General features: G+C 54.9%; 16 protein-coding genes. 9 read left to right on the top strand and 7 right to left on the bottom strand.

The features are described from left to right. Positions 1–183: 183 nt before the first annotated feature. The gene (locus B880_RS0113415) at positions 184–1,716 is read left to right on the top strand and encodes an FAD-dependent oxidoreductase (protein ID WP_017347941.1); all 1,533 of its coding nucleotides are present in this window, start codon (positions 184–186) and stop codon (positions 1,714–1,716) included. Between the two features lie 32 nt (positions 1,717–1,748). Here B880_RS0113415 and proC read toward each other — a convergent pair whose 3' ends face one another. Then, entirely contained in the window at positions 1,749–2,561 is an 813-nt protein-coding gene (proC, locus tag B880_RS0113410; RefSeq protein WP_017347940.1) for a pyrroline-5-carboxylate reductase, read from the bottom strand. Positions 2,562–2,731: 170 nt separating this feature from the next. On the opposite strand from proC, the gene B880_RS0113405 reads away from it, so the two are divergent. Beyond that, entirely contained in the window at positions 2,732–3,181 is a 450-nt protein-coding gene (locus B880_RS0113405) for a YaiI/YqxD family protein (protein WP_017347939.1), read from the top strand. Positions 3,182–3,183: 2 nt separating this feature from the next. Here B880_RS0113405 and B880_RS0113400 read toward each other — a convergent pair whose 3' ends face one another. Next, the gene (locus tag B880_RS0113400) at positions 3,184–3,906 is read right to left on the bottom strand and encodes a DUF2076 domain-containing protein (protein ID WP_017347938.1); all 723 of its coding nucleotides are present in this window, start codon (positions 3,904–3,906) and stop codon (positions 3,184–3,186) included. A 279-nt stretch (positions 3,907–4,185) separates the two neighbouring features. Between B880_RS0113400 and aroL the strand changes: the two genes are divergently transcribed. The 4 genes from aroL to ppnP all read left to right on the top strand — a co-directional run bounded on the left by aroL (position 4,186) and on the right by ppnP (position 6,583). Beyond that, positions 4,186–4,710 carry a shikimate kinase AroL gene (gene aroL, locus B880_RS0113395; protein WP_017347937.1) on the top strand — a complete coding sequence of 175 codons (525 nt, stop codon included), beginning with the start codon at positions 4,186–4,188 and terminating at the stop codon, positions 4,708–4,710. 103 nt (positions 4,711–4,813) lie between these two features. Continuing rightward, on the top strand, positions 4,814–4,993 hold the full coding sequence (locus tag B880_RS0113390; protein WP_017347936.1) for a YaiA family protein: 180 nt from the start codon (positions 4,814–4,816) through the stop codon (positions 4,991–4,993). Between the two features lie 269 nt (positions 4,994–5,262). Next, positions 5,263–6,030, top strand: a complete 768-nt coding sequence (locus B880_RS0113385) for an IclR family transcriptional regulator (RefSeq protein ID WP_017347935.1) — start codon at positions 5,263–5,265, stop codon at positions 6,028–6,030. Between the two features lie 268 nt (positions 6,031–6,298). Next, complete coding sequence (ppnP, locus tag B880_RS0113380; RefSeq protein WP_017347934.1) at positions 6,299–6,583, top strand: pyrimidine/purine nucleoside phosphorylase; 285 nt, start codon at positions 6,299–6,301, stop codon at positions 6,581–6,583. An 11-nt stretch (positions 6,584–6,594) separates the two neighbouring features. Here ppnP and rdgC read toward each other — a convergent pair whose 3' ends face one another. Then, positions 6,595–7,506 carry a recombination-associated protein RdgC gene (gene rdgC, locus B880_RS0113375; protein WP_017347933.1) on the bottom strand — a complete coding sequence of 304 codons (912 nt, stop codon included), beginning with the start codon at positions 7,504–7,506 and terminating at the stop codon, positions 6,595–6,597. Positions 7,507–7,641: 135 nt separating this feature from the next. On the opposite strand from rdgC, the gene mak reads away from it, so the two are divergent. Further along, positions 7,642–8,553 carry a fructokinase gene (mak, locus tag B880_RS0113370; RefSeq protein ID WP_017347932.1) on the top strand — a complete coding sequence of 304 codons (912 nt, stop codon included), beginning with the start codon at positions 7,642–7,644 and terminating at the stop codon, positions 8,551–8,553. 290 nt (positions 8,554–8,843) lie between these two features. On the opposite strand, the gene eat is transcribed toward mak, so the two are convergent. Further along, positions 8,844–10,208: an ethanolamine permease gene (eat, locus tag B880_RS0113365; protein WP_017347931.1), complete on the bottom strand. Its 1,365-nt coding sequence runs from the start codon at positions 10,206–10,208 to the stop codon at positions 8,844–8,846. 250 nt (positions 10,209–10,458) lie between these two features. Between eat and B880_RS0113355 the strand changes: the two genes are divergently transcribed. Together B880_RS0113355 and qhpR are read left to right on the top strand one after the other, a co-directional pair. Then, the gene (locus B880_RS0113355; protein WP_036645976.1) at positions 10,459–11,460 is read left to right on the top strand and encodes a phosphotransferase enzyme family protein; all 1,002 of its coding nucleotides are present in this window, start codon (positions 10,459–10,461) and stop codon (positions 11,458–11,460) included. Positions 11,461–11,600: 140 nt separating this feature from the next. Continuing rightward, a complete protein-coding gene (qhpR, locus tag B880_RS0113350; RefSeq protein WP_017347928.1) occupies positions 11,601–12,662 on the top strand; it encodes an AraC-like transcriptional regulator QhpR in 1,062 nt (353 codons plus the stop codon). Here the strand turns inward: qhpR and B880_RS25035 are convergent. The 3 genes from B880_RS25035 to sbcD form a co-directional block, all read right to left on the bottom strand. Continuing rightward, complete coding sequence (locus B880_RS25035; protein WP_017347927.1) at positions 12,622–12,981, bottom strand: cell envelope integrity TolA C-terminal domain-containing protein; 360 nt, start codon at positions 12,979–12,981, stop codon at positions 12,622–12,624. The genes qhpR and B880_RS25035 overlap by 41 nt on opposite strands. 183 nt (positions 12,982–13,164) lie before the next feature. Continuing rightward, positions 13,165–16,836, bottom strand: coding sequence for an AAA family ATPase (locus B880_RS0113340; protein WP_017347926.1), 3,672 nt, complete (start codon positions 16,834–16,836; stop codon positions 13,165–13,167). After that, on the bottom strand, positions 16,833–18,038 hold the full coding sequence (sbcD, locus tag B880_RS0113335; protein WP_017347925.1) for an exonuclease subunit SbcD: 1,206 nt from the start codon (positions 18,036–18,038) through the stop codon (positions 16,833–16,835). The genes B880_RS0113340 and sbcD overlap by 4 nt, the downstream gene beginning before the upstream one ends. Positions 18,039–18,096 lie beyond the last annotated feature (58 nt).

Below are 18,096 nucleotides of genomic sequence, written 5' to 3'. Positions count from 1 at the left end.
ACTGACACATCCTGCAATAGAGCAATTTGCATTAAAATTTAAGCAGAACAACTGATTAGTAAATTTGTCGCATTTAGGGTGAATTTTTGTGGCGACCTTTGCCAGGCTTACACATTGTAAGGTTTTTATTGCTCGACTAAGCCCGATGCTGTCATTCACTACTGACAACCTAAGGAGCCTATAGTGCACGAACAATATGCTATCGACCTCAGCGATCTTCCTGAACGTAAACTCACCAAAGTTACGGTGGGTGAAACGGAGATGGTGCTACTGCGCACCGGTGACAGGGTGAAAGCCTTCCAGGCGACATGCCCCCATGCCGGTGCACCGCTTGAGCAGGGTGCAGTGTGTGGTGACAAGCTGGTTTGCCCGTGGCACAAAGCGGTATTTCAGCTCTCTGATGGAAAACTGTGCGAGCCTCTGGCGCTAGCCGATCTCAAACAATACCCGCTGCGCATTGAAAATGGCAAGGTACGCATCACTCCCAAAGCGATGTCTCCTGCCAGTTTTACCGCTCAGGCGGGTCACGCGCCGGTATGGGTTGTGATTGGTGCAGGAGCCGCAGGCTGTGCCGCTGTCTGGACCTTGCGCCATGAAGGTTTCAGCGGCCGTATTATTCTGATTGAGCGTGAAGAAAATACGCCGTATGACCGCACCGCGCTGAGTAAATTTGTTCCCGCCGGTAAAATGAACATTGATGATGTTCCCAGCCCGCTCACGCCACAACTGCTACAGCAAGTGGATCGTATCGCTGCACAGGTAACCCATATCGATACTCAGACGCAGCGCATACAGTTGCAGGATGGTCGCGAAGTACCTTATGACAAGCTGCTGATTGCCAGCGGGAGTGAACCCGTGCTGCCCCATTTACCTGGCACTCACCTGGATGGCGTAAAAGTATTACGTAGCCGTGAACAAGCGCGACAGCTGCTTGAAGCGGTTGATGAACAGCAGCAGCTCACCCTCGTTGGCAACAGTTTTATTGGTCTGGAGTTGGCTGGTGCACTGCGTAACCGGGATATCGCTGTCACCGTCGTTGCCCGTCAGCCACTGCCGTTTGTGGCACAATTTGGTGAGGAAATCGGTCACTATTTCCGCCAACTGCATGAGGCCAACGGCGTCAAATTCATTCAAGGTGAGCCGGAACGTCTGTTGGGGGATCAACATCACCACGTCACTGGATTACAGCTAAAACAAGGGGGGAAAATCGACACCTCCCTGGTGTTATTCGCAACCGGGGTAACGCCTGTGACAACATTCATCAGCCAGCTGCCCCAGCTAAAAGATCACAGCCTCCAGACCGACAGCTTTCTTCAGGTTGCGCCCCAGGTCTGGGCGGCGGGAGATATTGCCAGCTACCCGACGGCGCGTGGGCCGTTAAGAATTGAACATTATCGCGTAGCACAACAGCAGGGGCGTATAGCGGCACTGAATATGCTGGGACAGAACCTGCTGTATAACCGAGTCCCGTTCTTCTGGACCGCCCATTACGGCACCCGTTATGAGTATCTCGGGCATGTTGAGGAGTGGGATGAGTATTTACTGCTCGGGTCGCTGGAAAAGAAAAAATGTATTGCCCTTTACGGGCGGGGTGGACAGTTGGCAGCCGCATTTTCATGCGGGATGTATACCCTCACGGCGGAGCTGGTGGAATTAATGCAGCAGCCAATGACGCTGTCCCAGGCTCGCGCTACCGTGCAGCCCTATTTACCCTGAAGCGTGCCCGAAGCAGGTTCGGGCACGACTGCTTATTTCTGGCTCATGGCTTTCGATTTGGCCATGCAGGCCTCAACCGCATTGATCACGGCGGCGCGGAAACCCTGCTCCTCTAATACCTTCACGGCTTCAATCGTCGTGCCGGCCGGGGAGCACACCATATCCTTTAGCTCGCCAGGGTGTTTCCCGCTCTCCAGCACCATCTCTGCGGAGCCTTTGACGGCCTGGGCCGCGAATTGATAAGCCTGCGCACGTGGCATACCGCCCAATACGGCGGCATCTGCCATGGCTTCAATAAACATAAACACATAGGCCGGGGCAGAACCGCTGACGCCAACAACCGGGTGAATCAGATATTCGCTCACCACTTCCGCTTTACCAAAGCTGCGGAAAATGGCCACGACATCCGCGACTTCCTGCTCACTCACCAGGGCATTTGGCGTTACGGACGTCATCCCCTGATTCACCAGCGCTGGGGTGTTGGGCATCGCCCGGATAATTTTACGATCGTGTCCCAACACGGCTGCCAGGCTTTCCAGGCTCACGCCTGCGGCAATCGATACCACTACGGTTTCTTTTTTTAACGCATTCGCCAGCGACTTCAGCACACCGGGTAACACGGCTGGCTTAGTGGCACCAAAAAGAATATCGACTTCCTGCGCCAGGTCTTCTGCGCTTTCTGCGGCATGAATCCCATACTGCTGCGCCAGGGCCTGGTTGGTCTCCGATTTGCGGTCAAACACCCAGATATTCTCTGGCGCAATTTGCCCACTGTTGACCAGCCCACCGATAATGGCTTGCGCCATATTACCGCCACCCACGAAGCCAATTTTCTTCTGCAGCATCACTGTATCCTATGAATATTCTTGAGTTTCTGGAGAGGTAAGCTTACATATCGTTGAATGAATAACAAGTAAGCGGATGCCACCGATCCTCCTGACAGGCTAAATAAAGTTTGCCATTCAGCGCCGTCACGGCAAGATCACGGTTACTCCGTGCTAAGTAAGGAATTGAAATGCCTGTCTGGGTTGATGCTGACGCCTGTCCAAACGTCATCAAAGAAGTGTTGTACCGTGCAGCGGTACGAACCGAAACGCTGGTGACGTTTGTCGCTAATCAGTCACTGCGTATCCCGCCGTCACCCTATCTGCGATCGCTGCGCGTGGCTGCGGGCTTTGATGTTGCTGATAATGAAATAGTGAAGCGGGTCGAACCCGGCGATTTGGTGATCACCGCAGATATCCCACTGGCAGCAGAAGTGTTGGAGAAAGGGGGAGAGGCGTTAAATCCGCGCGGTGAGCGCTACTCGCCGGAAACCATTCGTGAGCGGCTGACGATGCGCGATTTCATGGATACGCTGCGCGCCAGTGGTATTCAAACGGGCGGTCCCGCAGCGCTGAGTCCACGGGATCGCCAACAGTTTGCTAATGCACTGGATAGCTGGCTTAGGCAGCGCAAAGCGTAGAATCAGACAAAGCTGTCGTCATCGTAGTCGCTGTCAAAGCTGTCATTACCAAAATCGGTGTTATCGGTGAAGCTGTTGCCCCAGCCGTTATCCTGATCAAGGAAATTACGGTCGCCACCGTTAAACGTATCCAGACTGGTATCGACTTCCGGTAACGGCGGCTCGTTGATGATATTCACAATCTCTTCTGGCTGAGAGTGGTGGAACATGCTGGTCAGCATATCTGCCATCACAACACCGCCCGCTACGCCAACGGCAGTTTGCAGTGCACCACCCAGGAAGCCGGTGCCACGCGCAGGCGCGGGGGCTGGCGCTGCACCATACTGCTGCTGCGGTGCATTATATTGCTGCTGTGGCGCATTGTACTGCTGTTGCTGTGGCGCTGGGTTGCCCCAGGCTGACTGCTGCTGCGCGGGCTGTGATTGCTGACGTGAACCACCACCGAACAGGCCTGACAGAAAACCGCCGCTGCTCTGTTGCGGTTGTTGCTGCTGTTGCAGTTGCGTCACCTGGCTTTCTAACTGCGCAATACGCTCGTTAAGTTTTTTCAGCGCGGCTTCCTGAATCAGGATCGCCTGCGACATGTAATAAGGGGCACCGGGCTGCTCTTGTAAGTGCTGTTTAATCAGTTGTTCAGCGGCGGCGTCTCGTGGGCCGCTCTGTCCTTCAGCCTGTTTCAGACGGCTGAAGAGATTTTCAATCAGTTGTTGTTCCTGGCTCTGCATGGGGGATTCTCCGGTTGCATGTCACTACATTATATGGGGGCGAATTCTGGCAAAGGAAAAACGTTGCGGTAAAAAATTGTTGCTGAGCGGTGTTTTTTCGCACCATGCACAAAACACGCACGATTAAATCATTTAAAAACAACATGTTATTGTTTTTCGCTTTGTAATGACGCGTAAATCGTGCTTCATCGGTGGCTGATGAAAAGAAATCCAGTTATCATGCGTCGCAACATTTATTTGCTTTGATGCTGAGAGCAGCATGGCGGAGGAACGGCTCTAATGTCTTTACCCATTTTTTTGGTCGGTGCACGCGGCTGTGGCAAAACCACAGTAGGTCAGGCTCTTTCACAGGCGCTGGGCTACGCTTTTAGTGACACGGACCAACATCTGCAGCTCACCATGCAACGTAGCGTGGCGCAAGTTGTTGCGGATGAGGGGTGGGAAGGATTTCGTGCCCGTGAAAGCCAGTCGCTCTATGCCGTCACCGCGCCAGCCACCATTATCGCAACTGGCGGTGGCATGGTGCTGGCAGAAGGTAATCGCTGTTATATGCGTGAACACGGCCGGGTCATCTGGCTCAGTGCGCCTGCACACGTGTTAGCTGAGCGTTTAGAAAAACAGCCTGATGCCGATCAGCGTCCGACCTTAACCGGACGTCCCATTGCTGAAGAGATGAGCGAAGTGTTACGTGCCCGTGCCCATCTTTACCGTCAGGTCGCCCATCATGAAGTGAATGCGATGCAGGCACCCGATGCAGTGGTAGAACAAATTCTGCATTGTCTCGCGATAGCACGTGCCAGCTGATTATTCTGAATCACGCCTTTCCAGTCCCCTCTTTTGCTGACGCTTCACAGTTAAGGACTATACTTAGCTGTGGAACGTAATCTCAATGACAGAGGGAAGAGTGATGCCAACAAAACCACCTTATCCACGCGAAGCCCGTATCGTTAAAGTCGGTGAGGGTTCCCACAGCAAATATGAGCTGCGGGCCGATCACCCGAATCCCAATACACTGATCAGTGAACATAAAACGGAAGCGGAGGCGCGGGACGCTAAAGATCGCTACGAGGATGTGGAAAAAGAGTGATCGTACACGCTGGAAGGGAGACCAGCGTAGCCCGTTTAAGCTTCGTTCAAAAACACCATTTATCACTTCTTTCTTGCCTATTTATCAGTCAATTATTCTGCTCGTCTGTGAAGAGTTATTGATGAATTCTGAGCTTGCCAACGTTGACCTCTTGATACTGCCAGTGAAAAGTCACCCGCTGCTCCGCGCCAACTTGACCGTTAGCAGGTGAGGCTATACTTTGCTGATATTAAATCAGGAACTGAGTTCCATATAGTGAAACTCTCATTATGACTACGCTGGAAAATGCGGCGTCGGTACTGAAATTGTTTCGACGCTTTGGCGTCACTCAGGGACATCCTGGACTGACGTTTACCGAAATAGTGGATGCTCTGCGTTTACCAAAAAGCACGGTCTCGCGCCTGCTTTCCGTGATGGAAAGTGAAGGGTTGCTTGAACGTGACAGCGATAGCCGCTGCTTTCATCCCGGTGCCTTGCTACTTTCTATCTCGGGCAGCTATCTGGCCGCACCTTTGGTCGATCGCGTTACGCCGGTGATGTTGAAACTGGCCGAGCGCACCGGATGTATGGGGTACATTTCGGTGTTGAGTGGCCGTGAAAGCGTGATCTTACGCATGTTCCACGGCGGACAATTTACGCAGGTGATGACACCGCCCGGTAGTCGTATTCCCGCAGCTTCTTCTTCAGGTGGGCGGATGTTGTTGGCCCAACTGAGTGATGACGAGGTGCGAGAGCGTTACAGCAATGAGTGGCATCCGGGTACGCCGTCATCACCGCAGAGCTGTGACGATCTCTGCGTCAGGCTGGCTGAGGTGCGAAAAAATGGCTTTTCGCTGGCGTGTAACGAAACGGTATTCGGCATCAGTTCGCTAGCCGTAAGCATTAATAACCAGCAGTTTGGTGATTCAATGGCGCTCTGTCTGTCGTTTTTATCCCAGTCTGAGCCGCCAGGCTATCCGCAGGCGCTGCTTGAAGCGCTGCAGACCACTGCTGCCGATCTGATGGCCAAATATGGCGCAGAGCGGAATGAATTGTAGGCGTAATATTTCGCCACACCGGGGATAGACAGGTTTCTGACTCTGTCTGATGTACTATCAAGGAAGAACATAAAAGAGCGCGTGCGGGTCGATTTGACCCGCACCGCGTTCTGACTAGAAAGTTTGCGGTTTTCCAGTGTATTTTGCTGGTTATATGATTAAAATCAGACTGTTTTAAGCTTTTCCTACCGCTTGCTCAATTCGCGTGACAGCACGCTATTTTCCCCTCTACACTGCCACACTGTTTAACGTGCAGTGAGGAAGACCCATGCTCAATGTAAATGAGTATTTTGAAGGAAAAGTAAAATCAATTGGCTTTGAGGCTGACACCATTGGCCGTGCCAGTGTAGGCGTGATGGCTGCGGGCGAGTACACCTTTGGTACTGCTCAGCCAGAAGAGATGACCGTGGTTAGCGGCGCGCTGAAAGTGCTGCTGCCAGGTGAAACTGAGTGGGTCTGGTTTGAAGCTGGCACGTCATTCAACGTGCCAGGCAGCAGTGAATTCCACTTGCAGGTTGCGGAATCCACTTCTTATCTTTGTCGCTACCTGTAAGCGGCAGACGATTAACGCTGCGCTTCTCCGCCGAGGGCTTCGGTCAGGCTAGCGATAAGCGCAGCGAGCTCACTGGTCATCAGGATAAAATCGGCATCAAAACGCTGTGCCGCATCTTCCCGATCGATATCATCATTCTGCTCACGCAGTTCTTCGCTGAATTTCAGACGCTTGATCGAAGCATCATCGGACAGCACAAACTGAATGCGCTCCTGCCAGTCCAGTGCCAGTTTGGTGACCACTTTACCCGCTTCGATGTGATGTGCGATCTCATCGCTCACCAGATCCTGTTTTTTGCAGCGAATCACGCCACCTTCTTCCAGAATCGCTTTTAACTCGGCTTCATCCATCAGCGCGTAACCGGCTGGCAGGTCTCCGGATCTTACCCACTGTGTCAGCGTCAGCTCGACCGGGTTTTCCAGCGTGAGCGGCACCACTGGCAGCGATCCCAGGCTTTTACGCAGCAGTGCCAGCGTGTCTTCCGCTTTTTTGGCACTGGCGCAATCCACGGCAATCAGATTGTTCACGCTGTCGATCCAGATAAAGGTCTGACTGAAACGGCTGAACGCGCGTGGCAGCAGGCTGTGCAGGACTTCATCTTTCAGTGAATCTTTTTCGGTTTTTTTCAGCTTGCGGCTCTGTTCAGCTTCCAGCTTGTCAATTTTTGCCTGTAATGCCTGCTTAATCACGGGCGAAGGCAAAATTTTCTCTTCTTTGCGCGCGCAGATAATAATCTGCCCATTGTTGACGTGAGTGAGTGCCTCACTCCGGTTGCCCATCGGTGCAACCCAGCCGGTTTTTGCCATCTCCTGGCTGTTGCAAGGTGAGAAGGTAAACGCCTCAAGCTGTTTTTCCATTTCGTCTGCCGACAGGGGAATGTCACGATTGAGTCGATAGACCATCATATTTTTAAACCACAACATCTCAGCTCCTTGGCTCTGACACACAACATTGCAAAACTGCGCGCATGATAACGAAACCCGGCGGGGGTTTCATTGCCTTTCCGTCTCTTGCCTTCTACTGTTGATGTCATCACCCTGAATAGTGAGGAATAAATCGTGCGTATTGGGATTGATCTGGGCGGCACTAAAACGGAAGTTATCGCGCTGTCAGACCAGGGAGTTCAGCTGTTCCGCCACCGCGTTGATACGCCACGTAATGATTATCAGGGGACGGTGCGCACTATTGTTGAGTTGGTGCAACTTGCGGAAACACAGACCGGAGAGCGTGGCAGTGTGGGAGTGGGTATTCCCGGCACGCTTTCACCTTTTACCCGGTTGGTGAAAAACGCCAACTCGACCTGGCTCAACGGGCAACCGCTGGATAAAGACCTGGCGCATGCCTTACAACGGGAAGTGCGGATTGCCAATGATGCCAATTGTCTGGCGGTTTCTGAAGCTGTTGATGGTGCAGGGGCGGGTCAAGCCTTGGTTTTCGCCGTGATTATAGGTACCGGTTCAGGAGCCGGTCTGGCGATTAACGGTGCGTCACGGACCGGTAGCAACGGGGTCGCTGGAGAGTGGGGCCATAATCCGCTGCCGTGGATGGATGCCGACGAACTGCGCTATCGGGAAGAGGTGCCTTGCTATTGCGGCTTACAGGGGTGCATTGAGACGTTTGTCTCCGGTACCGGCTTCGCCACTGATTATCAGCGCCTGAGCGGCATTACGCGCAAAGGTGCGGAGATCGTGCAGTTGATCGATCAACAAGATCCTCTGGCGGAACTGACGATCGGGCGTTATGAGTTGCGGTTAGCGAAGTCGCTGGCGCAGGTAGTGAATTTGCTCGATCCGGATGTGATCGTGCTGGGCGGCGGTATGAGCAATGTGGATCGGCTTTACCAGACGGTTCCGGGTTTGATGAAAAAGTGGGTGTTCGGACGTGAATGCGAGACGCCGGTACTGAAGGCTCAACATGGCGATTCCAGTGGTGTACGCGGTGCCGCCTGGCTGTGGCCACTTGAGGGGTAGTGCGGCTGGTGTCCGTGCGTTTCAGTTGGGGTGGTGTGGTTGGTGTTCGTACGTTTTAGTTTGGCGCGGTGTGGTTTGTGTTCGTGCGTTTTAGTTTGGCACGGTGCGGTGGGTATCCGTGCGTTCCAGTCGCAGATGGCGGGGAGTGCCGTAAAGACGCCGTGAATCCGTCCCTGGAGGCTCTGCCGCTGCATCCATGCAGCGGAGGCTTTACTCTACTCCCCACCATCCCCGCCTTTATGTGATTGATGTGCAGATCTTTTCTCGTGCTGCTTTGGGCCTGTACCAGCTTATTCCCCCACCAGCATGCTGTCCTGTGGCGCGTTGTCGCGCTGGGCTTTGGTGGCGCGGAAGTAGACATAACCTGCCGCCATAATCGCAACGAACAACGCACCAATCACCGGGTTGAACCACAACATGGCGATCAGGCAGACCACGGCGAGCACCAGGGCAATGGCTGGCACTACAGGATAACCCGGTGCGCGGAAGCTACGGACCAAATCCGGTGCGGTGCGACGCAGCTTAAACAGGCTCAGCATACTCATCACATACATCACGATGGCACCGAATACCGCCATGGTAATCATCGCGGCAGTCAGCGTCATGCCTTGCAGATTAATCAAACCGTCGCTGTAAATCGCCAGAATACCAATCACACCACCGGCAATAATTGCACGGTGTGGCGTCTGGAAACGGGACAGCTTAGCCAGCGAAGGCGGCAAATAGCCTGCACGTGCCAGAGCAAAAAACTGACGCGAATAGCCGAGGATAATGCCGTGGAAACTGGCGATTAAACCGAACAAACCAATCCACACCAGCATATGCATCCAGTTGGAATGCTCGCCGACAATCATCTTCATGGCTTGTGGTAGCGGATCGTTGATATCCGACAGCTTACGCCAGTCTCCGGCACCCCCGGCCAGTAGCATCACACCGATAGCTAATACGACCAGCGTCAAAATTCCGCCGATATACGCTTTAGGGATCGTGCGCTTAGGATCTTTGGCTTCCTCTGCGGCCATGGCGGCACCCTCTATCGCCAGGAAGAACCAAATGGCAAACGGGATCGCAGCGAAAATACCGGATAGCGCAGGCATACCAAAATGATCGCTACCGGCCCAACCGTGCGAAACGAAGTTCACCATGCTAAAGCCCGGTGACACCACGCCCATAAACACCAGCAGCTCCAGCACCGCCAGAATGGTGACCACCAGCTCAAACATTGCGGCCAGCTTCACACCTAAAATGTTCAGCGTCATAAACACCAGATAAGCCCCGACCGCCGCCGTCTTAGGGTTTAAATCGGGATACTGCACATTCAGATAGGCACCAATCGCCATCGCGATAGCCGGTGGCGCATACACGAACTCAATCAACGTGGCCATACCGGCAATCAGTCCGCCCGTTTCGCCAAATGCACGGCGGCTGTAAGCAAACGGCCCACCCGCATGGGGAATGGCTGTGGTCAATTCGGTGAAACTAAAAATGAAACAGGTATACATGGTCGCGATCAGCGCAGTGGTGATCAAAAAGCCCAGTGTCCCGGCAACGCCCCAGCCATAACTCCAGCCGAAGTACTCACCAGAGATCACTAGCCCAACTGCGATCCCCCACAAATGCAGGGTGCCCAACGTAGGTTTTAGTGTGCTTGTCATCGTATCTTCCCCGTCGTTATGTCATGGCGGCAAAATCACCGCGAAAGAAAAACTGGCTGTGGAGGAATAATGCCGCCGCCCAGGTGGGGAAACTTGACGCTGGCGTACAGAGTGTTGTCTTCCACAGTCAAATAACAGGCAAGAACAGTGCCAGTACTACGCTGATGTCAACTTTTACTGCTTTACGGTCAAGCGGGAGCGCTTCTTGCATCTCATGCTGATAACACGCAACGAGCTGGAGCCAGACAATATGAGCGAACAATACGATACCCTGAGCAACCAACAACTCACTATGCTGGCGCAACAGGCGCTGCAGTGTTATCCCACCGCCTTGCAGGGTGAACTTCGCCTGCTATGCCGTTCAGAAAATGCCACCTTCCTGCTGCTGGCAGGGGGAAAACGTTATGCGCTGCGCCTGCATCGCGGTAACTATCATGCGAAGGCCGATATCATCAGTGAACTGCAATGGCTGGATGCGCTGCGTGAAACCGGCATTATGGTGCCCGAAGCCGTTCCCGACCTGCAGGGCGAGCCTGTGCTGACGCTGGCTCTGCCGGATGGCGGCGTGCGCTACGCGGTGTTGTTCCACTGGATTGACGGGGAAATGCCCACCACGGATGTGGACCCCAAAGCTTTCCGTCAGCTGGGTAACATCACCGCACGGCTCCATCAGCACAGTAAAACCTGGCACAAACCGGCGGGCTTCCAGCGCATCATCTGGGATCACCACACCATGGTCAGCGCCCAGAGCCACTGGGGCCGCTGGCAGGATGCACCTAACCTGAAGATCGCCGATCATGCCGTGGTAGAAGAAGCGATCGCCCGTATTGGTCATGAACTGGCGGACTTCGGTAAAAACAGCGATCGTTATGGGCTGATCCACGCCGATCTGCGCCTGACAAACCTGCTGCTGCACAAAGGCGAAACCCGCGTTATTGATTTTGATGACTGCGGTTTCAGCTGGTATATGCACGATCTGGCCGCAGCCATCAGCTTTGTTGAGCACCACCCGCGTGCAGAAGAGTGGGTTGAAAACTGGATCCACGGCTACGAACAGGTCGCACATATCAGCGATCAAGAGATGGCGATCGTACCGACGCTGCTGATCCAGCGTCGCATTCAGCTCACCGCGTGGGTGGGATCCCATGCAGAAACTGAAATGGCCCTCAGCCTCGGGCCGCAGTGGGCGGATCACTCTGTGCGTCTGGCACGTCGCTACCTGGAAAACAGCATGCTCCCGGTCGGTGCCTGATGCACCACTAAGAGGCAGAGGTGCGCACTCGCAGTGCTGCACCCCGGCTGAAACGGATCAGCCGCCTGAGATGGCGGCGATCAACCCTGGTACGAAAATTGCTTTATTCCCCACAGGCCCTTTATTGCTGTGAGGCAACCATGAATACGCTCATCACCACACCCGATGCTTTTAGTGCACTCTCCGCTGGCGCGGCTAACCGCGGTGTGCTCGCCGCAGCGGCAACCGGGCTAGGGGACTTTATTCACAGCAAAGGGGGCGATGCCGATCGTATTTTCGGCCTCAGTGGCATCAATCCTGAACAGCTCAGCAGTCCAACGTTGAGTTTAGGCCTGGTCAACTACTGTCGGGTGATGGAAGAGGCGGCGCGCGTCTCAGGTTTTGATAACTTCGGTTTACACTACGGCAAGCAGTTTAAACCGCAGTCATTAGGGCTGATTGGCTACATCGGCCTTTGCTCCTCGACGCTGGAGCAAGCATTGCAGAACGTTGTTACGGCATTTCCCTGGCATCAGCACGACACGCTGACACGCTTAGTCGATAAGGGTGACAGCTGGCGGCTCGATTATCAGGTACGCCACGGTGCGATTCTTGCTCGTCGTCAGGATGCGGAACTCACGCTGGGTATGTTCCTGAATATCATTCGCCACGTGGCGGGCAAAAACTGGGCTCCCCGCGAAGTGCATTTCGAACATCCGCGTCCGGAACAGTGGCATGAACACTGCAAAATCTTTGATGCGCCAGTCTGGTTCGATCAGCCGTTTAACTCCCTGGTGATTGCCAAACGGGATCTGCAACGCAGCATGCCGGAGAGCGACCCCATGTTGCTGATGGTGATGCAGGATGCCATTCGTCGCCTCAACAGTTCTGCCTCACAGCAGAGCCTGGTTGAACAGGTTCGCGCACAAATTAGCTTGTCACTGCTGCAGGGTGAACCGGTACTGGAAGAGGTGGCAGATAAGATGGGACTCTCGAGCTGGTCACTGCAACGTCGCTTGCGTGAAGAAGGGGGGAGTTTCACCACGCTGGTGGATAAGGTGCGTTGCGAAATGGCGACCCACTATCTGCAACAGAAACAGCTGCCGATCTCGGAGATGGCGCTGCTGCTGGGGTATTCAGAAGTCAGCGCTTTCTCACGTGCGTTTCGCCGCTGGTTTGGCGTTAGCCCGCGCCAGTGGCGGCAGCATGAGGCGCTGGTTTAAGCGGGGCAAACAGGAAAATGGCGGTTTTAGCTGCCTGCTGTGGCGGCAACGGCAAACGTTGGGCACTGCTGACGCTGTGCCATGCGGCCAGGCATAGTGGCTCATCACCTTCGGTTCTCATTACGTTATAGCCGCCATCGGCACGGCGCTCCGCGGTGACCGTGCAGTGCTGGCCTGCATACTTCTCTCCAGATCCAAACTGCTTCATCACGGCCTGTTGTACCGCCTGGTTATACTGTGCGACAGCGTGTTTTTCCGGTGATGTCCCGGAACAGGCAGTCAAAACCAGCGCGACTACTACGGTGAAAACGCTTTTCATTATTCCTGCCTCATTCATTTCGCCATTCAAGCCTGGTCGGGTGACGTTGCATAAAGTCTACGCATTAACCGGATTTGGTTATACCCCTATCTTCACGGGAAACAGGTGATAACTTCCCAACGCGGATGGGCATAACGGCAGAAGGCGCGGTAAAAATAACGGGTGCCTGCGCACCCGTTAGTCTCAGGCTTCGGGCAGCAGAAGTTTGCTGTAACCGAGGCCGTTCTGTTTTTGTACCTTGATCTGCACCGGAATGCGTTCTTTCATCGCTTCAATATGGCTGATCACCCCAATGGTTTTCCCGCTGGCATTGAGCGTATCCAGCGCATCAAGCGCGATATCCAGTGTTTCCGCGTCAAGTGTGCCAAACCCTTCATCCAGGAACAGCGATTCAATGCGCGTTTTATGGCTCACCAGATCAGACAGGGCGAGGGCAAGGGCGAGACTGACGAGGAAGCTTTCACCTCCGGAAAGGGTTCGCGTATCTCGTCTTGCATCGGCTTGCCAGGTATCCACCACGTCTAAATCCAGCGCGTCTTCACTGCGCCGCTGCAGCTGATAGCGGCCATGCAGGCGATCGAGCTGACGGTTGGCGAGCATCACCAGATGATCCAGCGTCAGCCCTTGAGCAAACAGGCGGAATTTGTCGCCACTGGCGGAGCCAATTAACTCTTTTAAAACACTCAGATGGCTCAACGCGCGATCGTCCTCGCGGATTTGTGCCAGCAGGCTCTGCTGCTCAGCACGTAACTGCGCATCACGCTGAAGTTGTTGCTGAATTTCCCCCTGCTGGCTGGCATTGTCATGTAACGCCTGCCGCAGCCGATCCAGCGCCTGTAGTGGCGTTTCGTCGCTGTCATTCCACGCTGGCTGTTGCTGCTGATGCTGTTCCTGCTGCTGTTGCAGATGGGCCAGCCTGGTGAGCTGGGTACTGCGTAGCTGCTCCGTTTGCTGAATCTGCTCACGCAGGCGTAACGCTTCGGTCTCATCCAGTAATGCTGCCCGTAATGCGTCTTCACTGCTAAATCCTGCCGCTTGCCAGCCTTGCAGTAACTGCTCGCTGGCGCTGATGGCACGCGTTGTCATCTCCTGTTGCTGCTGTTGAGCAGCGGCTAACTGGCCCTCCAGCGCACTCAAACCTGACTGCGCCTGCTGCCACTGTTGCAGCTGTTGGCTCAAGCGCTGTTCCAGCAGGTGCTGCTGTGCCTGCAACTGCTGGCGGGTGGTACTGACATTGCCATCGCCGAACAGCGCAAAGCGTTGCGCCCGTTTTTCCTGCAACTCCTGGTTGAGGTTTGTGACGACCTGCTGCTGTTGCTCGACACGCCGTGCGAATTCAGTGACCTGCTGTTGCAGATTATTGACCTGCATCTCAGCGCGTACTAACTGCGGTTGCAGCGTGGCAAGTAACTGCTCACTCTTTTGCCACTGTTGCCAGCTATCCTGACGAGCTGCGAGCCAACTGTGGCGTTCCGTGGCGGTTGGGAGGGACAAGTCACAGGCGGCGACTTTACCGGCTAAATCCTGTTCAACTTGCAGGCATTGCTGCTGCAGTGTCACAACCTGTTGCTGCTGCTTTTGCAACTGGCTGTGCAGCGAGCTCAGCGTCTGATCGGCCAACTGCTGCGCTTGCTGATGTTGCTGCCAGGCGTTTTGATGCTGCTGATGTTGGGTTTTCAGCTGTTGTAGCTGACGCTGCGCCTCGTCTTGCTGCTGCCACTGCTGTTGCAGGTTGGCCTCAAGGGTATGCTGCTCCTGTTGCCAGGCGGTTAATTCATCGACCTGATCAGGCGTAAAAGTAAGTGCCAGCTCACCACCAACGGCCTGCCACTGCTGCATCAGAGCTTGTTGTCGCTGCTCCAGCGTGACCAGTTCTTCCTGCAGTGTCTGCACCTGTTGCTGTAACAGTAAGAACTGCTCGCGTTTTTCCGTGCCGTCACTTTTGGCTTTTTCCACCACCTGCTGAAGTTGCAGACGGCGCTGCTGGTTCTGGCTCACCTCCAGCTGGCTGTAGGCTTCGATAGCGGGATGCTGACATGAGCCACACAGCGGGCAGGGCTGATCGGGCTGAAGCTGAGCACGCTGCTGCGCCAGGTCGGCAATTTGCCGTTCCAGCTCGCAGATGCGCTCCACATCCTGTAGCTGCTGGAGCTGCTGTTTGTACTGCTCGCGCAGTTGCAGCAGCTCATGCTCCGCCTGCTGCTGCTGTTTTTCCAGTGCCGTAAGACGCAACTGCTGTGCCGTGCGCTGCTGTTGCAGAGGTTGCCACTGCGAACTGATAACCGCTAAGCGTTGGCGGGCATCCCGGCTGTTTTGAAACTGCCCGAGCATCGCGCGCAGGTTTTCCGGTGGTGTCGCTTGCCACAGGCGAGTGAGCGCCTGCTCCGCTTCTACCACTTGCTGTGACGACTGTTGTTCTGCTTGCGCCAGCGGTATTGCCTGCTGTTGTAAGCGGGCTACATCGGCTTGCTGTTGGTTGAGGACTTGTTCGGCCTGCGTCGCCTGTTGGTGGGCTGCCTGTAACCCGACTTCGCTCTCGGTCAACTGGCTGAAATGTACCTGCCACACGGGCAACTCTGGACCCCATGTAGAGACACCAGGCTGCTCTGCCTGCCATTCCTGCTGCTGTTTCAGCGTTTGCTGCAACTGTTGCTGCTCGTGCTGTGCCTGCTGTAATTGCTTAACCAACATCGCATGCTGCTGTTGTAGCTGCTGGGCTGACTGTTGGTCTGTCTGCTGCTGTTTCTCCAGCGTGGCAATGTGCTGGTCGCGGGGGATCACCTCATCGGTTAACAGGGTTTCCTGCTGTCGTTGATGGTGCTGATGAGCGTCACGTTGTGCCAGCGCGGTTTGATACTCTCGCTCGGCCTGTTGCTGGTGCGTCTGAGAGGCCTGTCGCTGCTGCTGGAGCTGTGCATACAGCGTGGCTGACTGGGTGGCAGCGGCTTGGTGCTCATCCCGTTGTTGCAGCTTGTGGCGTAGCTTTTCTGCTGGTTCACTCTGTGCCAGGCGTTGGCGTCCGGTTTCCGTTTGCGCCCAGGCCTGCTCTGCTTCATGTAGCGCGGCCTGGACTTGCTGTTGTTGCTGTTGCAACTGCGCGGCCTGGGTTTGCCAGTGTTGGCTTTTTAAGGCGATATCTTGCTGTTGGGTCAGTACCTGGCTGCCGCTTTGTAACCCTTCAAGCTGTTGCTGAAGTCCGCTTCTCGTTTCATCTTCCAGCAAGGCGAGGCCGGTGGCACGGCTGCGCAGCAGATCGAGTGCGGTTTTGGCATTTTTATGCTGTTCGTAGACCGCAATCGACAGGGTGCCGTAGATTTCGGTGCCGGTCAGTTCTTCCAGCAGCTCGGCCCGGTCGCCTGCTTTTGCATTGAGGAAAGCGGCAAACTGTCCCTGAGACAGCATCATGGAACGGGTAAAGCGATCAAAATCGAGGCCGGAGAGCGTTTCGATCAGCTTTAGCTTGTCATTCACTTTGTCAGCGACAATCTGGTTATCTGCACAGCGAGCCAGTTCAACGCGTGGAGCCTGTAATTTACCGTCTGCGCTGCCGCGTGCCCGGTTTTGGCCCCAGAAAGCGCGCCAGGCTTCACCTTTAATCTCAAACTCGACTTCCGCCAGGCACTCTGCGGTATCGCGCGTCATCAGGGCATTTTGGCTTTGCGAGATCCCCCCTAAACGCGGGGTTTGATGATAGAGCGCGAGGCAAATCGCATCCAGCAGGGTGGTTTTACCCGCCCCGGTTGCGCCGGTAATGGCAAACAGGCCGTTGCTGGCAAAAGGCTCGCGACGAAAATCAATAAACCACTCGCCGCGCAGCGCATTGAGGTTTTTAAACCGCAGCGTCAGAATTTTCATGGCTGCTCCTCAATGCGGGCCAGGGTGCGACGAAACAGATCGCGTAACGGTGCTTTTTGCTCCGGCTCTAGCTCGGTTTCCAGCGCCAGGCGGCGTTCAAACACCTCTTCCACGTTGAGTTCACTCAGCGTTTCATTCTCCATCCGACTCAAACTACGCTGGCGCTGTTCACGACTGCGCCGCAGCAATAAGATCTCTACCGGCAGCCCTTCGGCTAACTGCTCAATGCGCTGCTGTAGATCGCTCAGGTACTCCTGGGTTGTCACTTCGATATCCAGCCAAACCGGCAGTTCGTGGGTGTGATCGGCAAACTGGCCGAGCTGGGTTTCAATCTGTGCCAGAGAACCCTTCAGCGTCTGCATCGGCTGGAAGAGCGGGATTTCCAGCGTGGTCACCTGGGTTAACCCGCTGGCAGCGAAATCGAGTAAAAACACACTTTTATTGCGCCCCAGCTCATCAAAACTCAGTGGCAACGGTGAGCCGCTGTAGCGAATGTGATCGCTATCGGCTACGCGCTGAGCACGGTGAATATGGCCGAGGGCGATGTAATCTGCCGGGGGAAAGGCATAGGCCGGGAAAGCATCCAGCGTGCCGATATAGATGTCGCGTACCGCATCGCTTTTGCTCACGCCCACCGTGGTGAGGTGGCCGGTTGCAATGATCGGCAGCGCCTTATCGCCCCGTAGCGTCAGCGCGGCGTCATAACAGCGCTGATAGTGGTTGGCGATGGCCTCCTGCAGGCTCAGGAGTTTATCGCGGCCCGACTGACCGGCCTGAGATCGCATGATATCCCGTGGACGTAAAAACGGCACCGGACAGAGCAGGGCAGCCACTTCACCCGCGTGATTTTTCAATGGCAGTACATCGGGCACATCCTGCGGTGCAGCCACCACCAGGGTATTCAGGCAAGCGAGTAATTCGCGAGATTCGTTAAGCGTGGCTACTGAATCATGGTTACCCGCCAACACAATCAACTGGCAACCTGTGGGCTGTAACGCGACCACAAAACGGTTAAACATCTCACGGGCGTAACTCGGGGGAGCACCGGTATCAAACAGGTCCCCTGCGATGAGCAGCACTTCCACTGCGTGAGTGCGAATTTCAGCCAGCAGCCAGTCGAGAAAGGCCTGGTGCTCCGCAGCGCGGCTTTTGCTGTAGAAGAACTGACCCAAATGCCAGTCGGCGGTGTGAATGATGCGCATAACTCTCCCTGCTGTCATTTTTGCCGGGGTGATTATAACGATTCTGCTGCAAAAGCCG

Origin of the sequence: Pantoea sp. A4 (genome assembly GCF_000295955.2) — a bacterium.
GTDB classification, from domain to species: domain Bacteria; phylum Pseudomonadota; class Gammaproteobacteria; order Enterobacterales; family Enterobacteriaceae; genus Pantoea; species Pantoea multigeneris.
Note: the sequence above shows the minus strand (reverse complement) of the source record. Positions and strands in the feature narration are given on the sequence as shown.

Coding starts and splice junctions, on each gene's coding strand:
- B880_RS0113355 (WP_036645976.1), top strand. CDS start 10,459: ATGAGCGAACAATACGATACCCTGAGCAACCAACAACTCACTATGCTG.
- aroL (WP_017347937.1), top strand. CDS start 4,186: ATGTCTTTACCCATTTTTTTGGTCGGTGCACGCGGCTGTGGCAAAACC.
- qhpR (WP_017347928.1), top strand. CDS start 11,601: ATGAATACGCTCATCACCACACCCGATGCTTTTAGTGCACTCTCCGCT.
- B880_RS0113340 (WP_017347926.1), bottom strand. CDS start 16,836: ATGAAAATTCTGACGCTGCGGTTTAAAAACCTCAATGCGCTGCGCGGC.
- B880_RS0113400 (WP_017347938.1), bottom strand. CDS start 3,906: ATGCAGAGCCAGGAACAACAACTGATTGAAAATCTCTTCAGCCGTCTG.
- B880_RS0113405 (WP_017347939.1), top strand. CDS start 2,732: ATGCCTGTCTGGGTTGATGCTGACGCCTGTCCAAACGTCATCAAAGAA.
- sbcD (WP_017347925.1), bottom strand. CDS start 18,038: ATGCGCATCATTCACACCGCCGACTGGCATTTGGGTCAGTTCTTCTAC.
- B880_RS0113390 (WP_017347936.1), top strand. CDS start 4,814: ATGCCAACAAAACCACCTTATCCACGCGAAGCCCGTATCGTTAAAGTC.
- eat (WP_017347931.1), bottom strand. CDS start 10,208: ATGACAAGCACACTAAAACCTACGTTGGGCACCCTGCATTTGTGGGGG.
- rdgC (WP_017347933.1), bottom strand. CDS start 7,506: ATGTTGTGGTTTAAAAATATGATGGTCTATCGACTCAATCGTGACATT.
- proC (WP_017347940.1), bottom strand. CDS start 2,561: ATGCTGCAGAAGAAAATTGGCTTCGTGGGTGGCGGTAATATGGCGCAA.
- B880_RS25035 (WP_017347927.1), bottom strand. CDS start 12,981: ATGAAAAGCGTTTTCACCGTAGTAGTCGCGCTGGTTTTGACTGCCTGT.
- B880_RS0113385 (WP_017347935.1), top strand. CDS start 5,263: ATGACTACGCTGGAAAATGCGGCGTCGGTACTGAAATTGTTTCGACGC.
- ppnP (WP_017347934.1), top strand. CDS start 6,299: ATGCTCAATGTAAATGAGTATTTTGAAGGAAAAGTAAAATCAATTGGC.